The 17473-nt window shown below is 68.1% G+C and carries 17 protein-coding genes and 1 tRNA gene; 16 read left to right on the forward strand and 2 right to left on the reverse strand.

Features of this window, described 5'->3' with window-relative positions; all coding sequences use genetic code 11:
• The first annotated feature begins 23 nt into the window (after nucleotides 1-23).
• The 8 genes from ftsW to JOE57_RS15725 all read left to right on the forward strand — a co-directional run bounded on the left by ftsW (nucleotide 24) and on the right by JOE57_RS15725 (nucleotide 8220).
• Nucleotides 24-1328 (forward strand): putative lipid II flippase FtsW, encoded by a 1305-nt coding sequence (gene ftsW / locus JOE57_RS15690; protein ID WP_338041340.1) that lies wholly within the window; start codon nucleotides 24-26, stop codon nucleotides 1326-1328.
• Nucleotides 1325-2425 (forward strand): undecaprenyldiphospho-muramoylpentapeptide beta-N-acetylglucosaminyltransferase, encoded by a 1101-nt coding sequence (gene murG / locus JOE57_RS15695; RefSeq protein WP_204919468.1) that lies wholly within the window; start codon nucleotides 1325-1327, stop codon nucleotides 2423-2425. Before ftsW ends, murG begins: the two co-directional genes overlap by 4 nt.
• A complete protein-coding gene (gene murC / locus JOE57_RS15700) occupies nucleotides 2425-3981 on the forward strand; it encodes a UDP-N-acetylmuramate--L-alanine ligase (protein ID WP_204919471.1) in 1557 nt (518 codons plus the stop codon). The genes murG and murC overlap by 1 nt, the downstream gene beginning before the upstream one ends.
• Nucleotides 3978-4718, forward strand: coding sequence for a cell division protein FtsQ/DivIB (locus tag JOE57_RS15705; RefSeq protein WP_204919472.1), 741 nt, complete (start codon nucleotides 3978-3980; stop codon nucleotides 4716-4718). Before murC ends, JOE57_RS15705 begins: the two co-directional genes overlap by 4 nt.
• A 268-nt stretch (nucleotides 4719-4986) precedes the next feature.
• Nucleotides 4987-6276, forward strand: coding sequence for a cell division protein FtsZ (ftsZ, locus tag JOE57_RS15710; RefSeq protein WP_204919474.1), 1290 nt, complete (start codon nucleotides 4987-4989; stop codon nucleotides 6274-6276).
• Between the two features lie 126 nt (nucleotides 6277-6402).
• Complete coding sequence (locus JOE57_RS15715; protein WP_204919476.1) at nucleotides 6403-6915, forward strand: cell division protein SepF; 513 nt, start codon at nucleotides 6403-6405, stop codon at nucleotides 6913-6915.
• A 61-nt stretch (nucleotides 6916-6976) separates the two neighbouring features.
• Nucleotides 6977-7270 (forward strand): YggT family protein, encoded by a 294-nt coding sequence (locus JOE57_RS15720; protein ID WP_204919478.1) that lies wholly within the window; start codon nucleotides 6977-6979, stop codon nucleotides 7268-7270.
• A gap of 131 nt (nucleotides 7271-7401) precedes the next feature.
• Entirely contained in the window at nucleotides 7402-8220 is an 819-nt protein-coding gene (locus JOE57_RS15725; RefSeq protein WP_204919480.1) for a DivIVA domain-containing protein, read from the forward strand.
• Nucleotides 8221-8334: 114 nt separating this feature from the next.
• Here the strand turns inward: JOE57_RS15725 and JOE57_RS15730 are convergent, their stop codons facing one another.
• The gene (locus tag JOE57_RS15730) at nucleotides 8335-8727 is read right to left on the reverse strand and encodes a hypothetical protein (protein WP_204919482.1); all 393 of its coding nucleotides are present in this window, start codon (nucleotides 8725-8727) and stop codon (nucleotides 8335-8337) included.
• A gap of 97 nt (nucleotides 8728-8824) precedes the next feature.
• On the opposite strand from JOE57_RS15730, the gene JOE57_RS15735 reads away from it, so the two are divergent.
• The 4 genes from JOE57_RS15735 to pyk all read left to right on the forward strand — a co-directional run bounded on the left by JOE57_RS15735 (nucleotide 8825) and on the right by pyk (nucleotide 12273).
• Nucleotides 8825-9280 carry a TraR/DksA C4-type zinc finger protein gene (locus JOE57_RS15735; protein ID WP_204919484.1) on the forward strand — a complete coding sequence of 152 codons (456 nt, stop codon included), beginning with the start codon at nucleotides 8825-8827 and terminating at the stop codon, nucleotides 9278-9280.
• Nucleotides 9253-9864 carry a signal peptidase II gene (locus JOE57_RS15740; protein WP_239578973.1) on the forward strand — a complete coding sequence of 204 codons (612 nt, stop codon included), beginning with the start codon at nucleotides 9253-9255 and terminating at the stop codon, nucleotides 9862-9864. Before JOE57_RS15735 ends, JOE57_RS15740 begins: the two co-directional genes overlap by 28 nt.
• Nucleotides 9861-10787, forward strand: coding sequence for an RluA family pseudouridine synthase (locus tag JOE57_RS15745; RefSeq protein ID WP_204919486.1), 927 nt, complete (start codon nucleotides 9861-9863; stop codon nucleotides 10785-10787). Before JOE57_RS15740 ends, JOE57_RS15745 begins: the two co-directional genes overlap by 4 nt.
• Before the next feature lie 70 nt (nucleotides 10788-10857).
• Entirely contained in the window at nucleotides 10858-12273 is a 1416-nt protein-coding gene (gene pyk / locus JOE57_RS15750; protein WP_204919488.1) for a pyruvate kinase, read from the forward strand.
• A gap of 90 nt (nucleotides 12274-12363) precedes the next feature.
• Here pyk and JOE57_RS15755 read toward each other — a convergent pair.
• Nucleotides 12364-12449: transfer RNA gene (locus JOE57_RS15755), tRNA-Leu, on the reverse strand.
• 201 nt (nucleotides 12450-12650) lie between these two features.
• Here JOE57_RS15755 and JOE57_RS15760 point away from each other — a divergent pair.
• From JOE57_RS15760 to JOE57_RS15775, 4 genes are all read left to right on the forward strand, one after another.
• Entirely contained in the window at nucleotides 12651-13277 is a 627-nt protein-coding gene (locus JOE57_RS15760; protein ID WP_204920510.1) for a response regulator, read from the forward strand.
• Nucleotides 13278-13503: 226 nt separating this feature from the next.
• A complete protein-coding gene (locus JOE57_RS15765; protein ID WP_204919490.1) occupies nucleotides 13504-14673 on the forward strand; it encodes a branched-chain amino acid ABC transporter substrate-binding protein in 1170 nt (389 codons plus the stop codon).
• Between the two features lie 130 nt (nucleotides 14674-14803).
• On the forward strand, nucleotides 14804-15751 hold the full coding sequence (locus JOE57_RS15770) for a branched-chain amino acid ABC transporter permease (RefSeq protein ID WP_204919492.1): 948 nt from the start codon (nucleotides 14804-14806) through the stop codon (nucleotides 15749-15751).
• Entirely contained in the window at nucleotides 15748-17463 is a 1716-nt protein-coding gene (locus JOE57_RS15775) for a branched-chain amino acid ABC transporter permease (protein ID WP_204919494.1), read from the forward strand. Before JOE57_RS15770 ends, JOE57_RS15775 begins: the two co-directional genes overlap by 4 nt.
• Nucleotides 17464-17473: the final 10 nt, after the last annotated feature.

A 17473-nucleotide genomic window follows, 5' to 3' on the forward strand; every position in this document is an offset into this window, starting at 1 on the left:
AACCAGAGAAGGAGAGCCGCAGCGTGACCACCCTGTCGCCCCCGTCTCGCAGCAGCGCTGCGTCGAAGTCCAAGGGGAGCGGCGAGGATCACGGCCCCGGTGGCCTGCTGGCCGCGGTCAGAAATATCCTGGACCGGCCGCTGGCGAGCTACCACCTGGTGTTGGCTTCGGCCGGGCTGCTGCTCGGCCTCGGGATGATGATGGTGCTGTCGGCGTCCAGCGTGTACGCCTACGTGCACACCGACGACTCCTACTACTTCGTCAAGCGCCAGATCGTCTTCCTGGTGCTGGGCTTCCTGTTCGCCTGGGTGATGGCGCGGCTCTCACCCTCCAGGCTCAGAGTGCTCGGTTGGGTGGGAATGCTGGTCGCCGCAGTGCTGTTGATCTTGACCTACACACCGCTCGGTGTGACCGTCAACGGCAACCGCAACTGGCTCGACCTCGGCACCTCGGCGCTGCGGATGCAGCCGTCGGAGTTCGCCAAGCTCGCCATCATCGTGTGGAGCGCCGACATCCTTGCGCGCAAGGACAGGCTGCTCGACCAGCCCAAGCACCTACTGGTCCCCTTCCTGCCCGTCACCGGCCTGATGATCCTGTTGATCGTCTTCCAGGGCGACGCCGGGACCGCGGTCGTGATGGCCGGGATCGTCGCCGGCGTGCTCTGGATCGTCGGCGCGCCGATGCGCATCCTGCTCGCCCTGGGCGGTCTGGGGGTGGCCGGGGTGGTGGCGCTGTTCGTCACCAGCCCCAACCGGATGGGGCGGCTGGCCGCCTTCCTCAACCCGAACGCCGACACCGCCGGTGCCAACATGCAGGCGACCGTCGGCATGTTGGCCATCGCCTCCGGTGGCTGGTGGGGGGTTGGCCTGGGCGCCAGCCGGCAGAAATGGGGCAGTCTGCCAGAGGCGCACACCGACTTCATCTTCGCCGTGATCGGTGAGGAGCTGGGCCTGTTCGGCAGCCTGGTGGTGCTGGCGCTGTTCCTGGTGCTCGGCTATGCCGGAGTGCGGATCGCGCTCCGCTCGGACGACAACTTCTCCCGGTACGCGGCAGCCGGCGTCACCGCCTGGTTCATGATCCAGGCCCTGATCAACCTGGCCGTGGTCCTGCGGATGGTCCCGATCGCCGGCGTCCCGCTGCCGCTGGTGTCCTATGGCGGGTCGGCTCTGCTGGCCAACCTGGGCGCCCTCGGCCTGCTGGTGGCCTGTGCCCGAAACGAGCCGGAGGCGAGGAAGATCCTGCGCCCGGACAAGAAGAAGCCCAGGCCGCGGATGACGACCGTTGTCGGCTCCCGCCGGGCCCGAGCCGTCGAACCGGGTCGACGATGACCCGGCCACTGAGCGTCGTCCTCGCCGGTGGCGGTTCGGCCGGCCACACCTCGCCGCTGATCGCCACCGCCCAGGCGCTGACCGAACTGTCCGACGGCATCTCGTTGACCGCTGTCGGCACCTCCCGGGGCCTGGAGACCAGGGTGATGCCGGAGGCCGGGCTGCCGCTGGAGCTGATCGCGCCGGTGCCGATGCCACGCCGGCCCAACCTGGACCTGCTCAAGGTGCCGGTCAGGCTGTGGGGCGCGGTGCGGGAGTCGGAGGCGATCCTGCGACGGCACCAGGCCGATGTGGTCCTCGGCTTCGGTGGCTATGTCTCCACCCCGGTCTACCTGGCGGCCCGCCGGCTGAAGGTGCCGATCGTGATCCACGAACAGAACGCACTGCCCGGCCTGGCCAACAAGCTCGCCGCCCGGTTCGCCGAACGGGTCGCGGTCTCCTTCCCGGACACCCCGCTGCCGCACGCCCGCTATCTCGGGCTACCGCTGCGGAGGGCCATCACCCAGCTGGACCGGGAGCAGGCCCGACCGCCCGCACGGGCCCTGTTCGGGCTGAGCGCCGAGCTGCCGACGCTGCTGGTCAGCGGCGGCTCGCAGGGAGCCCAGCGGATCAACCAGGCGGTGGCCGAGGCCAAGGCAGGGCTGCTGTCGCGGGGGATCCAGATACTGCACGTGCTCGGCCCGAAGAACATGACCGAGGACATCCACGAGCTGGTCGACTCCGAGACCGGCGCGGCCTACCGCCCGCTGGCCTTCGTCGACCGGATGGAGCAGGCCTACGCTGCGGCGGACCTGATGCTCGGCCGCTCCGGCGCCAACACCGTGGCCGAGACGGCCGTGGTCGGGCTGCCGGCGATCTTCGTGCCCTGGCCGTACGGCAACGGTGAGCAGGCCAGGAACGCCGCCGCCGTGGTCGGCGCCGGTGGCGGCGAGCTGCTGCGCGACGCCGACTGCACCGGCGACTACCTGGCCGAGCGGATCCCCGCGCTGATCCAGCACCCGGACGTGCTGGCCCGGATGGCGGCGGCTGCCCGTAGCGTTGCCGTGCCGGATGCCGCCAGCCAGCTGGCGAAGATGACCTTGGAGGTGGCTCGCTGATGGGCTTGATCGAACCAGTGACGGTGCCCGCCCCCGACAGCCTGGGCCCGGTCCATTTCATCGCCATCGGCGGTTCCGGGATGAACGGCATTGCCTCGGTGTTCACCGAGCTCGGAGTCGAGGTGAGCGGCAGCGACCGGCAGGACTCGCCGTACCTGCGGGCACTGGAGGCGCGCGGAGCCCGGGTGCACGTCGGGCATGCAGCCGAACAGCTCGGGAGAGCCCGGACCGTCGTCGCCAGCTCGGCCATCCGGGAGGACAACCCGGAGTTGGCCGAGGCCCGGCGCAGGGGCCTGACGATACTGCACCGCAGCGCCGCACTGGCATCGTTGATGACCGGTCACCGCGGCATCTCGGTGGCCGGGACGCACGGCAAGACCACCACCACGGCGATGATCTCCGAGGTGCTGACCGCCTGCGGTCTCGACCCGTCCTTTGTGATCGGTGGTGCACGGACCGGCTCGAAGACCGGCGGCCACCTGGGCGGCGGCGACGTGTTCGTCGTCGAGGCCGACGAGAGCGACGGGTCGTTCCTGCAGTATCCGACCGAGGTCGCTGTGGTCACCAACGTCGACCCGGACCACCTGGTCAACTGGGGAACTCCGGAGAACTATGCGGCCGGGTTCCTCCGCTTCGCCACCGGGAAACAGGTGCGACTGCTGGTGGTCAGCTCCGACGACCCGGGAGCGATCGCGCTCACAGAGAAGGTCCGCGAGCACCAGCGTGCCGAGGGCAGCCAGACCGAAGGGGGGCGGATCGAGATCATCACCTACGGGGAGAGTCCCGACGCCGATCTGCGGATCTCCGACGTCGGCTTCGCCGGTGTCGGGTCCTCCTTCACCCTGGACGGCCTGGGCTCGGGCGGGCCGGTGGAGCTAGCCGTTCCCGGCCGCTACAACGTGCACAACGCCGCCGCCGCCTACGCTGTCGCCCGCTGGCTCGGCGCGGAGGACCCGCCCGCCAGGGCAGCCCTCGCGGCGTTCGGCGGCACCTACCGTCGGTTCCAGCTGGTCGGCCGGGCCGGCGACATCCGCGTCTACGACGACTATGCCCACCATCCGACCGAGGTCGCGGCGACGCTGCGGGCCGCCCAGGTCGGGCTGGACGGGGGCCGGCTGGTGGCCTGCTTCCAGCCCCATCTCTACACCCGCACCAGGGACTTCTGGGCCGAGTTGGCCCAGGCGCTGGAGCTGGCCGACGAGGCCGTCGTGATGGACGTCTGCGGCGACCGGGAGGATCCGATCGAGGGGATCACCGGACGGATGGTCAGCGATGCCATCACCCCCGGCACAGCGCACGTCACCTACGAACCGGACTGGGACGCGGCCCCCGCGGCGGTCGCCGACGTCGCCCGCCCGGGCGACCTGGTCATCACCATCGGCTGCGGCGACGTGACCAAGATCGCGCCGCTGATCGTGGCCGAGATCGAGCGGCGCCAGCACGCCCCGCACGGGCACAACGGGCACGGGCACAACGGGCACGGGCACAACGGGCACGGGCACAACGGGCATGGGCATAACGGTCACGGGGACACGGTCGCGAAGGATGCCGGATGAGCCAGACCACCCTGCGGCGGCCGAGTACGGTCGCCGACGCCGGCCTGATCCGGCGCCGCCGCCGCCTCCACTCCCGTCGCGGGCTGGCGGTCCGGCTCGGCATCGGGCTGCTGCTGGTTGCCCTGGTGGCCGGCCTCACCTGGCTGGTCGGGTTCTCTCCGGTCCTCGCGGTGAAGCAGGTCCGGGTGACTGGCGTGCAGCTGCTGACCAGCCAGCAGGTCCAGACCGCAGCTGCGGTCCCGGTCGGGGTGCCGATGGCCCGGCAGGACCTGGACGCGGTGGCCGCCCGGGTCCGGGCCCTGAAGCCGGTGGAGTCGGTAATCGTCTCCCGGTCCTGGCCGAGCACGGTCCGGATCGCCGTTACCGAGCGCACGGCGGTCTACGCCGCCGGACGGCAGGGCAGCTATGTGATGGTGGACCGGCACGGGGTGCCGTTCCAGGTCGTCAGCGACCCGGGCAAGCGGCTGGTGGTCGATGTCGACCCGATGGCAGACCAACAGCTGCTGGCTGACCTCGGCGTCGTCGTCAGCGCGCTGCCCAGGTCGGTCGCCAAGAAGGTGGACAAGATCACCGCCGACTCTCCCGACACCATCCGGCTGCTGCTGGAGAACGGCTCGGTGGTGGTGTGGGGGAGCGCTGAGCAATCCGGGCTGAAGGCCCAGGTCGCCAAGGCGCTGCTGAAGCGCAGGGCCTCTGTCTACGACGTCTCGGCACCTGCGTACCCCACCACCCGCTGAGTTCCGACCGGTGGAAAGGTAAAGGTGAACCTCACCTTCAGAGATAGCCGGGTTCTGAAGGTTGGAGGGCGTGTCAGTCGCTCCTGTGTGGACACCCGTACAACCGATCTCATAGCGTGTGCATCACGCCCTGTCTGCCTCCATCCTTCCCCGTGGTCTGGTTAAGACGTTGACCTCAGGTCAAGACTCCTGGTCCCGCCGGGAGCCTCTGCCCTGGGATCTGCATCGGGGCCCCATCGTTCCGAAGCAGGAGAAAGAGGCGTAGCGCGTGGTCACCGCATCACAGAATTACCTGGCCATCATCAAGGTCGTCGGCGTCGGCGGGGGCGGCGTGAACGCCGTCAACCGCATGATCGAGGCGGGCCTGCGGGGTGTCGAGTTCATCGCGGTCAACACCGACGCTCAGGCGCTGCTGATGAGTGATGCCGACGTCAAGCTGGACATCGGCCGCGAGCTGACCAGGGGGCTCGGTGCCGGTGCTGACCCCGACAAGGGCCGGCAGGCGGCCGAGGACCACGCTGAGGAGATCGAGGAGGTGCTGAAGGGCGCCGACATGGTCTTCGTCACCGCGGGCGAGGGCGGCGGCACCGGCACCGGCGGTGCTCCGGTGGTGGCCCGGATCTCGCGGGCGCTCGGTGCGCTGACCATCGGCGTGGTCACCCGGCCGTTCAGCTTCGAGGGGAAGCGCCGCTCCACCCAGGCCGAGACCGGCATCGAGCAGCTGCGCGAGGAGGTCGACACCCTCATCGTCATCCCGAACGACAAGCTGCTGCAGATGATCGACCACCAGGTCGCCATCCTGGATGCGTTCAAGCAGGCCGACCAGGTGCTGATGCAGGGTGTCTCCGGCATCACCGACCTGATCACCACGCCCGGCCTGATCAACCTGGACTTCGCCGACGTGAAGTCGGTGATGTCCAACGCAGGATCGGCGTTGATGGGCATCGGTTCGGCTCGCGGCGAGGAGCGCGCCCGCGCAGCTGCCGAGATGGCCGTCTCGTCCCCGCTGCTGGAGGCCAGCATCGACGGGGCCCATGGCGTGCTGCTGTCCATCGCCGGCGGTTCCGACCTCGGTCTGTTCGAGGTCTCCGCGGCGGCCAACCTGATCCAGGGAGCGGCACACGAGGACGCCAACATCATCTTCGGTACGGTCATCGACGACGCCCTCGGCGACGAGGTGCGGGTCACCGTGATCGCCGCCGGCTTCGATGGCGGCCAGCCACCTCGCCGGCAGCCGGGCATCACCCGCAACCCGGATGTCCGCAACCAGCAGGCGGCCCCGGCCCGGCCCGCCGTTCCGACCCAGACCACCAACCCGTTCGGCGGCTCGGCTGCCGGTCACCTCGGCCAGCAGGGCGGGCAGAACCAGCAGGGCGGGCAGAACCAGCAGCCGCCCCCGGTCGCCCCCCAGCAGCCGCCGAGCCCGGTCCAGGGTGGTGGCGTCTTCCAGCCGAGCAACCCTGGGGCCGGGCAGGGCCAGCCGGCTCAGCAGCCGCCCAGGCAGTCCCGGCCCACCGGCGACGATGACGACCTGGATATCCCGGACTTCCTGAAGTAGGCCCACCGCACCGGGCAACTCGCGGCGCGTGTCGGCCGCGACGTTGCCTGGATTGGCGGGGTCCAGCCGGTAGTGTCGTCCCCGGACGTGCACCCGGGAGAAGCAGAAGGATGGCGAGGCGGACAGATGGCCGAAAAATTGAAGCGTGCGGCTGCATGGTTGGGCTTGGTCACCGACGATCGATACGCTGACTACGAGGACTACGACTCCGATCAGGAGTCCACCCAGAGCGTCAGCCGGGAGGACCTCGTCGGCGCCGAATCGCATCGGCCCGCCAGTGTGACGCCGCTCGAGACCAGGCGTCCCTCCAACGGCAGCACGGTCCACTCCCCGCCCGCTCCTGTGACCCCTCAGAAGGCTGACTTGTCCCGCATCATCACCGTGCATCCGCGTACCTACAACGAAGCGCGCACGATCGGTGAGCACTTCCGCGACGGTGTCCCGGTGATCATGAATCTGTCCGAGATGGAGGACGTGGACGCCAAGCGCCTGGTCGACTTCGCCGCTGGCCTGATCTTTGGCCTGCGTGGCACTATCGAACGTGTAACAAGCAAGGTGTTCCTGCTGTCGCCGCAAAATGTGAACGTCACAGCGGAGGACAAGGAACGGATTGCGGGCGGATTCTTCAACCAGAGCTGACTCCGTCCAGCCAAGTCGTCGGCAGGTCGTTGTCGACGCGCTGATTTGAGTCGGAGTGAATGTGGCAGTTGCTGGGTTAGTCCTCAACGGAGTCCTGTGGATCTTCCTGTTGATCCTTTTCGCCCGGATGATCCTTTCCTGGATTCCGGTGCTGGTCCGCGAATGGGAGCCGCGCGGGCCGATGCTCGTGTTCGCCGAGATCATCTACTCCATCACCGATCCGCCACTGCGGCTGCTCCGTAAGGTGCTGCCGCCGGTTCGGGTCGGCAACATGATGCTCGATCTGGCCTTTCTGGCGCTGTTCATCCTGGTCAGCATCCTGATGCGGGTGGTGACTTTCACGCTGATCCGGTGAACGCGGCGCGGCCTGGCAGTGGGGTCGACACAGCGACCGCGGATGTGGCATCTGCAGCCACATTCGGTACGGTAGGCGAGATGGGCAGTGGCCCACCCCCTGAGTTCCACTTACCAAACCCGAGGTGAACGATGACGCTGTCGCTGGACGATGTGCGCAACATGCGGTTCCGCATGGCCCGCAAATCTGGCTATGAGGTCCTGGAGGTTGACGAGTTCGTCGACCAGGTCGAGGAGACCTTCGCTCAGCTGATCGAAGAGAACCAGAACCTGAAGCGGCAGGTCGAGTCGCTGAAGTCCTCGGCGCCAGCCGTCCCGCAGGCCGCCCCGGTCTACCAGGCGGAGCAGGGCGAACCGTCCGGCGGCGGACCCATCGTCGTCACCACCAGCAAGGAGGCCAGTGCAGCCGTGGTCCGGCTGGTGGAGCTCTCCGCCAACCAGGCCGAGCAGCTGGTCGCCGAGGCCAAGGAAGAGGCCGACCGGATCAAGGAGGAGGCGGACCGCGCCGCTCATCAGGTCACCACTGATGCGCGTACCCGCGCTGAACGAGTCGAGTCCGAGGCGAGGGTCAGCGCAGAGCGGCTGCAGGCCGATGCCCTGGGTCGCTCCGAGCAGCTGGACCAGGAGATCGCCAACCGCCGTCGCGACATGTTCAGCGACCTGGAGCGTCAGCGCGACGAGCTGAGCCAGGCGGTCGCCGACCTGCGGCAGTTCGAGGCCGCCTTCCGCACCAACCTGACCCAGCAGCTGCAGGGTCATCTGGACGAGATCAGGCAGGGCCGGGCCGAGCCGGACGAGGTACCCGAGCTGGCCCACGCCGACCAGGACCGGCCTGCCGAGGAGCAGGGCGCCGGACCGGACGAGCACCGCGACGACGCTCCGACGCTCGGTGGCGGTTCGCCCGGCAGCAACACGCCCCGGCTGGATGCGCTGCTCGGCGAGCAGCACTGACCGAGAGCGGCACGCGGTAGGCACAAACAGATCCGAACAGAGGGAAGAGCCCCGAATCTGAGGCTCTTCCTTTGTGCTCCCTCGGCTGATGAAAGTCTGAATTTTGCCCGCCGGTCATTGAAGAAACGACATTTCGGCCCTACTGTCACTGCGATACGTCGGATCAGCCAGACTCCGACCAGCCAGAGGGGGCTTCATGACACCCGCCAAGAAGAGCGTGGCGACGTCGAGCACAACCACGACGAGGGCGGTGCGGAAGTCCAGTACGGACACTTCGCCGAAGACGGCAGTGACCAAGTCAACCGCCAAGACGAGCGCAGCCAGAAAGACCGCTGCAGCCAAGAAGAGCTCCGCCGCTGGCACGGCAGCGAAGAGCGCGGCAGCAGCGACGACGGCAGCCAAGACGACGGCAGCAGCCAAGACCACTGCAGCCAAGACCACAGCAACGAAGACCACAGCAACGAAGACCACAGCAACGAAGACGACAGCAACGAGGACGGCTGCCAAGAAGGCAGCAGACACCCAACAGTCAGTGACCCGAGCAACGCCGACAGCGGCTGCGGTAGAGTCGCGTGCCCACACCAGAACAAAGGAAGCACCGTCGGTGAAGAAGACCCCTACCCATCCGGAGCACGTTCCGGACAAGACCGCTACCCCGGTCGACGCAGCCTCATTGCCCGTTCGCGACGGCGAGGACCCCTGGACCACGGCCGAGCTGGATGAGGTGAAGACCGAGCTGGTCGAGGACATCGAACGACTGGAGAAGGAGATCGAGACGTCCGAGGCCGAGCTGGTCGGGCTGCTGCGCGACGGCACCGAGGGTGCGGGACGTGACCCGGCCGATGTGGGCTCGGCCAACTTCGAGCGGGACCACGGAATGTCGCTGGCCAACAACGCCAGGGAGATGCTGGACCAGTCCAGGCTGGCGCTGCGGCACATCGAGCTCGGCACCTACGGCCGCTGCGACAACTGCGGTCAGCCGATCGGCAAGGGGCGGCTGCAGGCGTTTCCGCGTGCGACACTGTGCGTGACATGCAAGCAACGCGAGGAACGGCGATAGCCGACAGCACGCTGGTCGTCCGGCGCTCGCCGCGGGGGCTGCGACTGCTGTTCGCCGGGGTGGCGCTGACCGGCCTGGTTCTGGACATCGCCACCAAGGTTCTGGCGATGGCCTACCTGGACGGCAGCAGACCGGTCCGGCTGCTCGGCGGTCTGCTGCACCTGCACCTGGTCCGCAACCCGGGAGCCGCGTTCAGCCTGGGGGAGAAGTACACCGTGGTGTTCGCCGCCCTCTCGATCCTGGTGCTGGTGTTCGTCCTGGTCCGCCTGGTGCCGAAGATCGGGCACGCCGGCTGGTCCGTTGCTCTCGGCCTGCTGACCGCCGGGGTGGCCGGCAATCTCGGCGACCGGCTGTTCCGCGATCCAGGGTTCCTGCACGGTCACGTCGTCGACTTCCTCCAGCTGCCGAGGTGGCCGATCTTCAATGTCGCCGATATGTGCATCACCGCAGCCGCCGTCGCCATCATGTTCCTGTCCGTGGTCCGCAACGTCACCCTGGACGGGCGACGCTACATCCGGCCGGCCAAGGAACCGTCTGCCGGCTCGGCCGCGGAGTCTCCGCAGACCGAGGCGGAGCAGCCGTGAGCGATGTCAAGGTGCTGCTCATTCCCGAGGGCCTGGAGGGGGAGCGCGTCGACGCTGCGATGGCGCGGATGCTGGGCCTCTCCCGATCCCGGAGCAGCGACCTGATCGCGGCCGGGCAGGTCCAGCTGGACGGGGTACAGGTCGCGAAGTCCGACCGGGTGAACGCCGGTGCGATGCTCGAGGTCGCGATGCCGGAGTCCGGCAACGGGGTGGCGGTGGTGCCGCAGGTCGTTGAAGGCCTCGACATCATCTACGACGACGACGACCTGGTGGTGGTCGACAAGCCGGTGGGTGTTGCGGCCCACCCGAGCCTCGGCTGGTCCGGCCCGTCGGTGGTCGGGCACCTGGCCGGAGCAGGCTTCCGCATCTCCACTTCGGGTGTGCCCGAGCGGCAGGGGGTGGTGCAACGCCTCGATGTCGGCACCTCCGGGTTGATGGTGGTTGCCAAGAGCGAGAACGCGTACACGATGCTCAAGCGCGCCTTCAAGCAGCGCACCGTGGACAAGACGTACCACACGCTGGTGCAGGGCCATCCGGATCCGTTCGTCGGCACGATCGAGGCGCCGATCGGGCGGCATCCGGGTGCCGACTACAAGATGGCCGTGATGTCCGGCGGCCGGCACAGCGTCACCCATTATCAGACGCTGGAGGCCTTCGTCGGCGCGACCCTGCTCGAGGTAAAGCTGGAGACCGGCCGGACGCACCAGATCCGGGTCCACATGGCCGCGATCAGACACCCATGCATCGGTGACCCCACCTACGGTGCCGACCCCGTGCTGGCGGCCCGACTCGGACTCGAACGACAGTGGCTGCACGCGGTCCGGCTCGGCTTCACCCACCCGCGGACGTCCGAGTACGTCACCTTCGAGTCCCCTTACCCGCCGGACCTGCGACGGGCGCTGGACCTCGTCCGCGGCGGCTGACCGGCGCGGTCGAGCGGACCAGTAGGGCGGTGGTTTCCCAGAGCACATCCGACTTCGCTACTGTCGTGGGGTGCGAAGAGCCAAAATTGTCTGCACGCTCGGCCCGGCTTCATCGGCCCCCGAACGTCTGTTGGAGCTGGTCAATGCCGGGATGGACGTCGCCCGGCTCAATATGAGCCACGGCGACTATTCGGACCATGAGAAGAACCTGCACAGTGTCCGGGCTGCAGCCAAGGCGGCCGGCCGGCCGGTGGGGGTGCTCGCCGACCTGCAGGGCCCGAAGATCCGGCTCGGTCGGTTCGCCGACGACAAGGTGCTGCTGACCTACGGCGCCACCTTCACGATCACGGTCGACGACATCTCCGGCGACGTGAACCGCTGCTCCACCACCTACAAGGGCCTGCCCGGTGACGTGAGCGCCGGCGACATGATCCTGATCGACGACGGCCGGATCGCTCTCGAGGCGACGGGGGTAACCGAGACCGATGTCGTGACCAGGGTGGTTGTGGGCGGCCCGGTCAGCAACAACAAGGGCATCAACCTTCCGGGTGTGGCGGTCAGCGTGCCGGCGATGAGCGAGAAGGACATCGACGACCTCCGCTGGGCGCTCCGCAACGGCGTCGACATGGTCGCACTGTCCTTCGTCCGGTCCGGTCGGGACATCGAGATGGTGCACCAGGTGATGGACGAGGAGGGCCGTCGCGTCCCCGTCATCGCCAAGATCGAGAAGCCGCAGGCGGTCGAGAACCTGGACGAGATCATCGACGCGTTCGACGCCTTCATGGTGGCCCGCGGGGATCTGGGCGTGGAGCTGCCGCTCGAGGAGGTGCCACTGGTCCAGAAGAAGATCGTCACCGCGGCCCGCCGCTGGGCGAAGCCGGTGATCGTCGCCACCCAGATGCTCGAGTCCATGATCTCGGCCCCGCGGCCGACCCGGGCCGAGGCCTCCGACGTCGCCAACGCCGTCCTGGACGGCGCCGACGCAGTGATGCTGTCCGGTGAGACGAGCGTCGGCGCCTACCCGGTGGTCACCGTCGAGACGATGGCCCGGATCGTGGACAACACCGAGTCGCACGGCATCAACCAGGTCCAGTCGATCGACTGGGACCCGCACACCACCAGCGGCGTGATCGCCAAGGCGGCTGCGGAGGTGGCCGAACGGGTGGGCGCCAAGTACCTGGTCGCCTTCACCCAGTCCGGCGACTCCGCTCGCCGGCTCTCGCGGCTCCGGTCGCCGATCCCGCTGCTCGCCTTCACCCCGGAGGATGCGACCCGGGCGGTACTGACGCTGAGCTGGGGCGTCGAGTCGTTCCTGGTGCCCACCGTCGACCACACCGACGAGATGGTGCGGCAGGTCGACAAGTCGCTGACCGAGCTCGGGTTGATCCAGCCCGGCGAGCGGGTCGTGATCGTCGCCGGGTCCCCGCCTGGGGTCGCCGGGGCCACCAACCTGCTCCGCGTCCGACGGGTCGGCGCTCCGCTCTGAGCCAGGTCCTCGCCGGCGCTTGTCCGATCGGGCCGGCGTCGGTGAACCGGAGCCTGTCCCATGAGGATGGCGCCCGGTGGTCGGGCTGTGTGGTGCCGAGGAGGGGAGTCGAACCCCTATGTCCTTGCGAACAGACGGGTTTGAGCCGTCCGCGTATACCATTCCGCCACCCCGGCAGAGGTGCAGCGCGCTGCCCGACGACGTACCCACCCGGAGGATGACGGCTGCCTTCGCGCTGCGCCGGATCATTGTAGCCATGCCGCTCGAGGTCGGCCGCACCGAGTCACCGGGCCGCTCCGGCGAACCGTTAGAGTGAGCCCGTGACAAACGAGAACGACGCGACCGAAACGGCGCCGGCAGCCGAGACGGCCGCACAGATCATCGACGAGACAACGGCGACGCGGGTGCTGGTGGCCGAGGACGAGGTGCTGATCCGGCTCGACCTGGTCGAGATGCTGACCGAGGAGGGCTACCAGGTGGTCGGCGAGGCCGGCGACGGTGAGCAGGCGGTGGCGCTGGCTGTGGAGCTGAGGCCGGATCTGGTCGTGATGGACGTCAAGATGCCCAAGCTGGACGGCATCAGCGCAGCCGAGCGGATCGCCGCGGACCGGATCGCGCCGGTGGTCATGTTGACGGCATTCAGCCAGCGCGACCTGGTGGACCGGGCCCGTGAGGCGGGTGCGATGGCGTATGTGGTGAAGCCGTTCGGCAAGGCCGACCTGGTTCCGGCGATCGAGATCGCGATGGCCCGCTACGCCGAGATCCAGGCGGTGGAGGCGGAGGTCGCCGACCTGCACGAACGACTCGAGTCGCGCAAGGCGGTGGACAAGGCCAAGGGGCTGCTCCAGATCGGGCTCGGGCTGACCGAGCCGGAGGCGTTCCGCTGGATCCAGAAGACGGCGATGGATCTGCGCAAGTCGATGCGTGAGGTGGCCGAAGGCGTCATCGAACACGGCGCTGGAGAGAAGAAGTCCGGCGCGCGAAAGTCCACCTCGAAGAAGTGACGCCCGCGCCGCCGGCTGACGCGTCTTTGCGGTCGTGTAACAGGTTGGCAACACGCGTGGCGCTTTGAGCCATCCTCCTGGCCCGGCGACGTAGTGTGCAGCATGCCCGCCATCGCGGGGCAGGGTCGCGGCTGCCTCGGCGCGACCTGCTGGACAAGTACCTACAGGAGGAATCGTGCTCAAAGGAAGGCTCGCCGTAGCAGGGGTCGCTCTGCTGGCTGCCACTATGGCCTTGTCCGCGTGCGGTACCCGCACCCAAACCAGCGGCGGCGGCACCGCCGCCAGCCAAGCCAAGGTCGCCAAGATCGGCGTGATCGCTCCGTTGACCGGTGACCTGTCCGCGCTCGGGCTCGGCATCCGCAACTCGGTCGACCTGGCCATCAAGCAGGCCAACGAGTCCAACGCGATCCCGGGCTGGAAGCTCGAGATCGCCGCTGAGGACGACCAGGCACAACCCGACACCGGCCGGAACGCAGCCACCAAGCTGGCCGGCGATCCTGAGGTGATCGGGGTCGTCGGAACGCTGAACTCCTCCGTCGCCCAGGCGGTGCAGCCGGTCCTCAACTCGGCCAACATCACCGAGGTGTCGCCGGCTAACACCGGACCTGCACTGACCCGCGGCCCGGACGCCGCCAGCAACCCGAAGCGGGCCTACAAGAACTACTTCCGTACCTGCACCAACGACCTGATCCAGGGCCCGTTCGCCGCCAAGTACCTCTATGACGCCGGCTTCACCGAGGTGGCAACGATCCACGACAAGAAGGCCTACGGTCAGGGCCTGGTGGAGGCCTTCACCAAGGCGTACAAGGAGATGGGCGGCAAGGTGCTGGCTGCCGAGACGATCAACCCCGACGACAAGGACTTCTCCTCGGTGATCAGCAAGGTCAAGGGCGCCTCGCCGAAGGCCGTCTACTACGGCGGTGAGTACCCGCAGGCAGGTCCGCTCAGCCAGCAGATGAAGGCCGCCGGCCTCAAGGTCCCGCTGATGGGTGGCGACGGCATCTACGACCCGGCCTACATCCAGCTGGCCGGCAAGACCAGCGAGGGTGACCTGGCTACCTCCGTTGGCGCGCCGACCGACTCGCTGGCCTCGGCCAAGGCCTTCGTCGACGCCTATCAGAAGGCCGGTTACTCCGAGCCCTATGCGGCTTATGGGGCCTACTCCTACGACGCGGCCAACGCCATCATCAACGCACTGAAGGTCTCGCTCAAGGACGCCAAGGATGTGAAGTCGGCGCTGGAGCCGACCATCACCGAGATGAGCAAGGTCTCCTTCGACGGTGCGACCGGCAAGGTGGCCTTCGACCAGTTCGGTGACACCACCACCCGGGTCCTGACGGTCTACAAGGTCAAGGGCGGCAAGTGGACGGCAGAGAAGACCGGCGAGTTCAAGTAACCTGACCCGCTGAGCCTGACAGTGGCGCATCATTGGTGCATCGCAGTTTCATGAAGGCCCAATGGAGTGGGGGCGGGCGCAGCAGCCGGCCCCCACCTCCGTGCCCGTACCATCGTCGACCGGAGGCCTGATGGACGTCTTCCTCCAACAGCTCGTGAACGGGTTGTCACTCGGAGCTCTCTACGCCCTGATCGCTGTCGGCTACACAGTGGTCTACGGAATCATCCAGCTGATCAACTTCGCCCACGGCGAGATCTTCATGATCGGGGCGTTCGGTGCGCTGGCCACCTGGCTGGTGCTGGGCAGCGGCAGCGACATCCACGCCTGGTGGATGCTGCCCGTCATGCTCATCGGTGGGATGGCCGTCGCCGTCGCCGTCGCCCTGCTGACCGAGCGATTCGCCTACCGGCCGCTGCGCAACGCTCCGCGACTGGCGCCGTTGATCACCGCGATCGGCATCTCGGTCTTCCTGCAGGAGTTCATCCGGCTCTTCTTCGGCCGGATCCCTGGCTTCCCTGACGCCAAGCGGGCCATCCCGTTCCCCCAGATCGACGGGGTGACCGGTGAGGCCATCGATCTGGGCGGCATCATCATCCAGCGAGCGGCGCTCTTCACCCTGATCGCGTTGGTGATCTGCTGGATTTTCCTCTACGTCTTCGTGAACAAGACCCGACTGGGCCGCGCCATGCAGGCCACCTCGCAGGACCCGGACACGGCCCGGCTGATGGGCATCAACGTCGACAAGATCATCATGGTCGCGTTCGCCGTCGGCGCCGCGCTCGCGGCGGTGGCCGGCCTGGCGCACGGGCTCCGCTACACCAACATCGACTTCAAGATGGGCTTCCTGGCGGGGCTCAAGGCCTTCACCGCCGCCGTCCTCGGCGGTATCGGCAACATCAACGGGGCCGTCGTCGGCGGCCTGGTGCTCGGCGTCATCGAGTCGATGGCGACGGCGTTCATCCCCGGCCAGTTCGGCGGTTCGGCCTGGAAGGACGTCTGGGCCTTCGCTCTGCTGATTCTGGTGCTGGTCTTCAGGCCCCAAGGGCTGCTGGGTGCGAGGGTGGTGGACCGGGCATGATCAAGATCCCCACGCTGAGCCGCGAACAGCAGCTCCGCTCCCACACCACCGGCCGGCTCGTCGGCCTGGTCGGCGCCGTGGTCCTGATCGGTTCCGCCTACCTGCCCTGGGCCTACGGGTCGGCGGCACTGGACGACATGACCTTCCTCGGCGGCCCGTCGCCGCTGCAGTTCTGCGGCCTCGCGCTCGGCGTGCTGGTGCTGGCCGCTCTGCTGGTTCCCCGGCTGATCGGGGTCGGCCGGTTCCGGCACCGGCTCGGCTGGGTCCGGGCGGCGAAGGCGGCCTCCACCGGCGCCCTGGTGTTCCTGCTGCTGGTGCTGGTCAGCATCGCCCTGGAGCTGGGCGGTCTGGTCAACGTGATGTACGGCGGCTGGGTCGCGCTGGCCGGTGGCGCCGCCTCGTTCGTCGGGACCCGGCTGATGGCGGCCGACCGTGCTCCGACGATCGCGGCGGCCCAGGCTCCGCAGTGGCTGGAGATCCTGCTGATCGCGTTGACGGTCGGCGCCGCCATGCTGGCGGCGGCGTTCGCGCTGAACCTCAGCGGGGGCGGGGCGTTCGTCACCTTCGTCACCTTCGTCGCCACTGTCGTCGCCGTGCTGATCCGCTCCGGGCTGATGCAGTGGCTGTCGGCCGCGTCGGCCCGGCACCGCAAGGTGCTGATCCTGGCAGCGTTCGTGGTCGCCTTCGCCTTCCCGTTCACCCAGGGCGGCTCGGACGCCAACATGTCCATCGCCACCCAGGTGCTGATCTTCGCCGGGACCGCGATGGGCCTCAACATCGTGGTCGGACTGGCCGGTCTGCTGGACCTCGGCTACATCGCCTTCCTCGGTGCCGGTGCCTTCACCTCGGCGATTCTGTCCGAGTCGGCGTTCTCCACCGTCGGCTGGCACCCCCCGTTCATCGTGGTGGTGCTGATCAGCGCCTGCATCTCCGCCACCCTCGGCCTGATCATCGGCTCGCCGACCCTGCGAGTCTCCGGTGACTACCTGGCCATCGTTACGCTCGCCTTCGGTGAGATCTTCCGGATCTCGATGAACAACCTGGACGGCACCGACGGGCCGCTGCTCACCCGTGGGTCCAACGGGATCCCGGCCGTCCCCGATCTCGTCCTGTTCGGGTACGACTTCGGCCAACGACACACGGTCCTCGGCCTGGAGCTCGGCCGGTTCTCCAACTACTACTTCCTGCTGCTGGTGATGGTCGGGCTGTTCATCCTCGTCTTCACCCGGTTGAACAACAGCCGCATCGGCCGCGGCTGGGTGGCCATCCGTGAGGATGAGAAGGCCGCCGAGGCGATGGGCGTGAACGTGTTCGGCCTGAAGGTGTTCGCCTTCGCCGGCGGCGCCTTCCTGGCCGGGGTGGCCGGCTCCATCAAGGCACACCAGGACATCAGCGTCACCCCCGACCAGTACATCTTCCTGGAGTCGGCCTTCCTGCTGGCCGCGATCGTGCTGGGCGGCATGGGCACCGTCCTCGGGGTACTGGTCGGTGCGACCCTGCTGAAGCTGATGCCGGAGAAGCTGCGGTTCGTGAACGAGTACCGGCTGCTGATCTTCGGCCTGCTGCTGGTCCTGATGATGCGGTTCCGACCGGAGGGTCTGGTGGCCAGCCGTCGCCGGGCGCTGGAGTTCCACGAGGAGGACGAGGAGCTCGCCGAGCGGATCGAGGACGAGCTGGAGGTCCGTGCCGCGACGAAGGGGACGACTCGATGAAGGGGGTGGG

Source organism: Microlunatus panaciterrae (genome assembly GCF_016907535.1).
Lineage (GTDB): Bacteria > Actinomycetota > Actinomycetes > Propionibacteriales > Propionibacteriaceae > Microlunatus > Microlunatus panaciterrae.

What these genes read in the sequence shown, in the direction of transcription:
- murG (WP_204919468.1), top strand. Translation starts at nt 1,325, where the DNA reads ATGACCCGGCCACTGAGCGTCGTCCTCGCCGGTGGCGGTTCGGCCGGC.
- murC (WP_204919471.1), top strand. Translation starts at nt 2,425, where the DNA reads ATGGGCTTGATCGAACCAGTGACGGTGCCCGCCCCCGACAGCCTGGGC.
- JOE57_RS15705 (WP_204919472.1), top strand. Translation starts at nt 3,978, where the DNA reads ATGAGCCAGACCACCCTGCGGCGGCCGAGTACGGTCGCCGACGCCGGC.
- JOE57_RS15715 (WP_204919476.1), top strand. Translation starts at nt 6,403, where the DNA reads ATGGCCGAAAAATTGAAGCGTGCGGCTGCATGGTTGGGCTTGGTCACC.
- JOE57_RS15725 (WP_204919480.1), top strand. Translation starts at nt 7,402, where the DNA reads ATGACGCTGTCGCTGGACGATGTGCGCAACATGCGGTTCCGCATGGCC.
- JOE57_RS15740 (WP_239578973.1), top strand. Translation starts at nt 9,253, where the DNA reads ATGCAAGCAACGCGAGGAACGGCGATAGCCGACAGCACGCTGGTCGTC.
- JOE57_RS15765 (WP_204919490.1), top strand. Translation starts at nt 13,504, where the DNA reads ATGGCCTTGTCCGCGTGCGGTACCCGCACCCAAACCAGCGGCGGCGGC.
- JOE57_RS15770 (WP_204919492.1), top strand. Translation starts at nt 14,804, where the DNA reads ATGGACGTCTTCCTCCAACAGCTCGTGAACGGGTTGTCACTCGGAGCT.
- JOE57_RS15775 (WP_204919494.1), top strand. Translation starts at nt 15,748, where the DNA reads ATGATCAAGATCCCCACGCTGAGCCGCGAACAGCAGCTCCGCTCCCAC.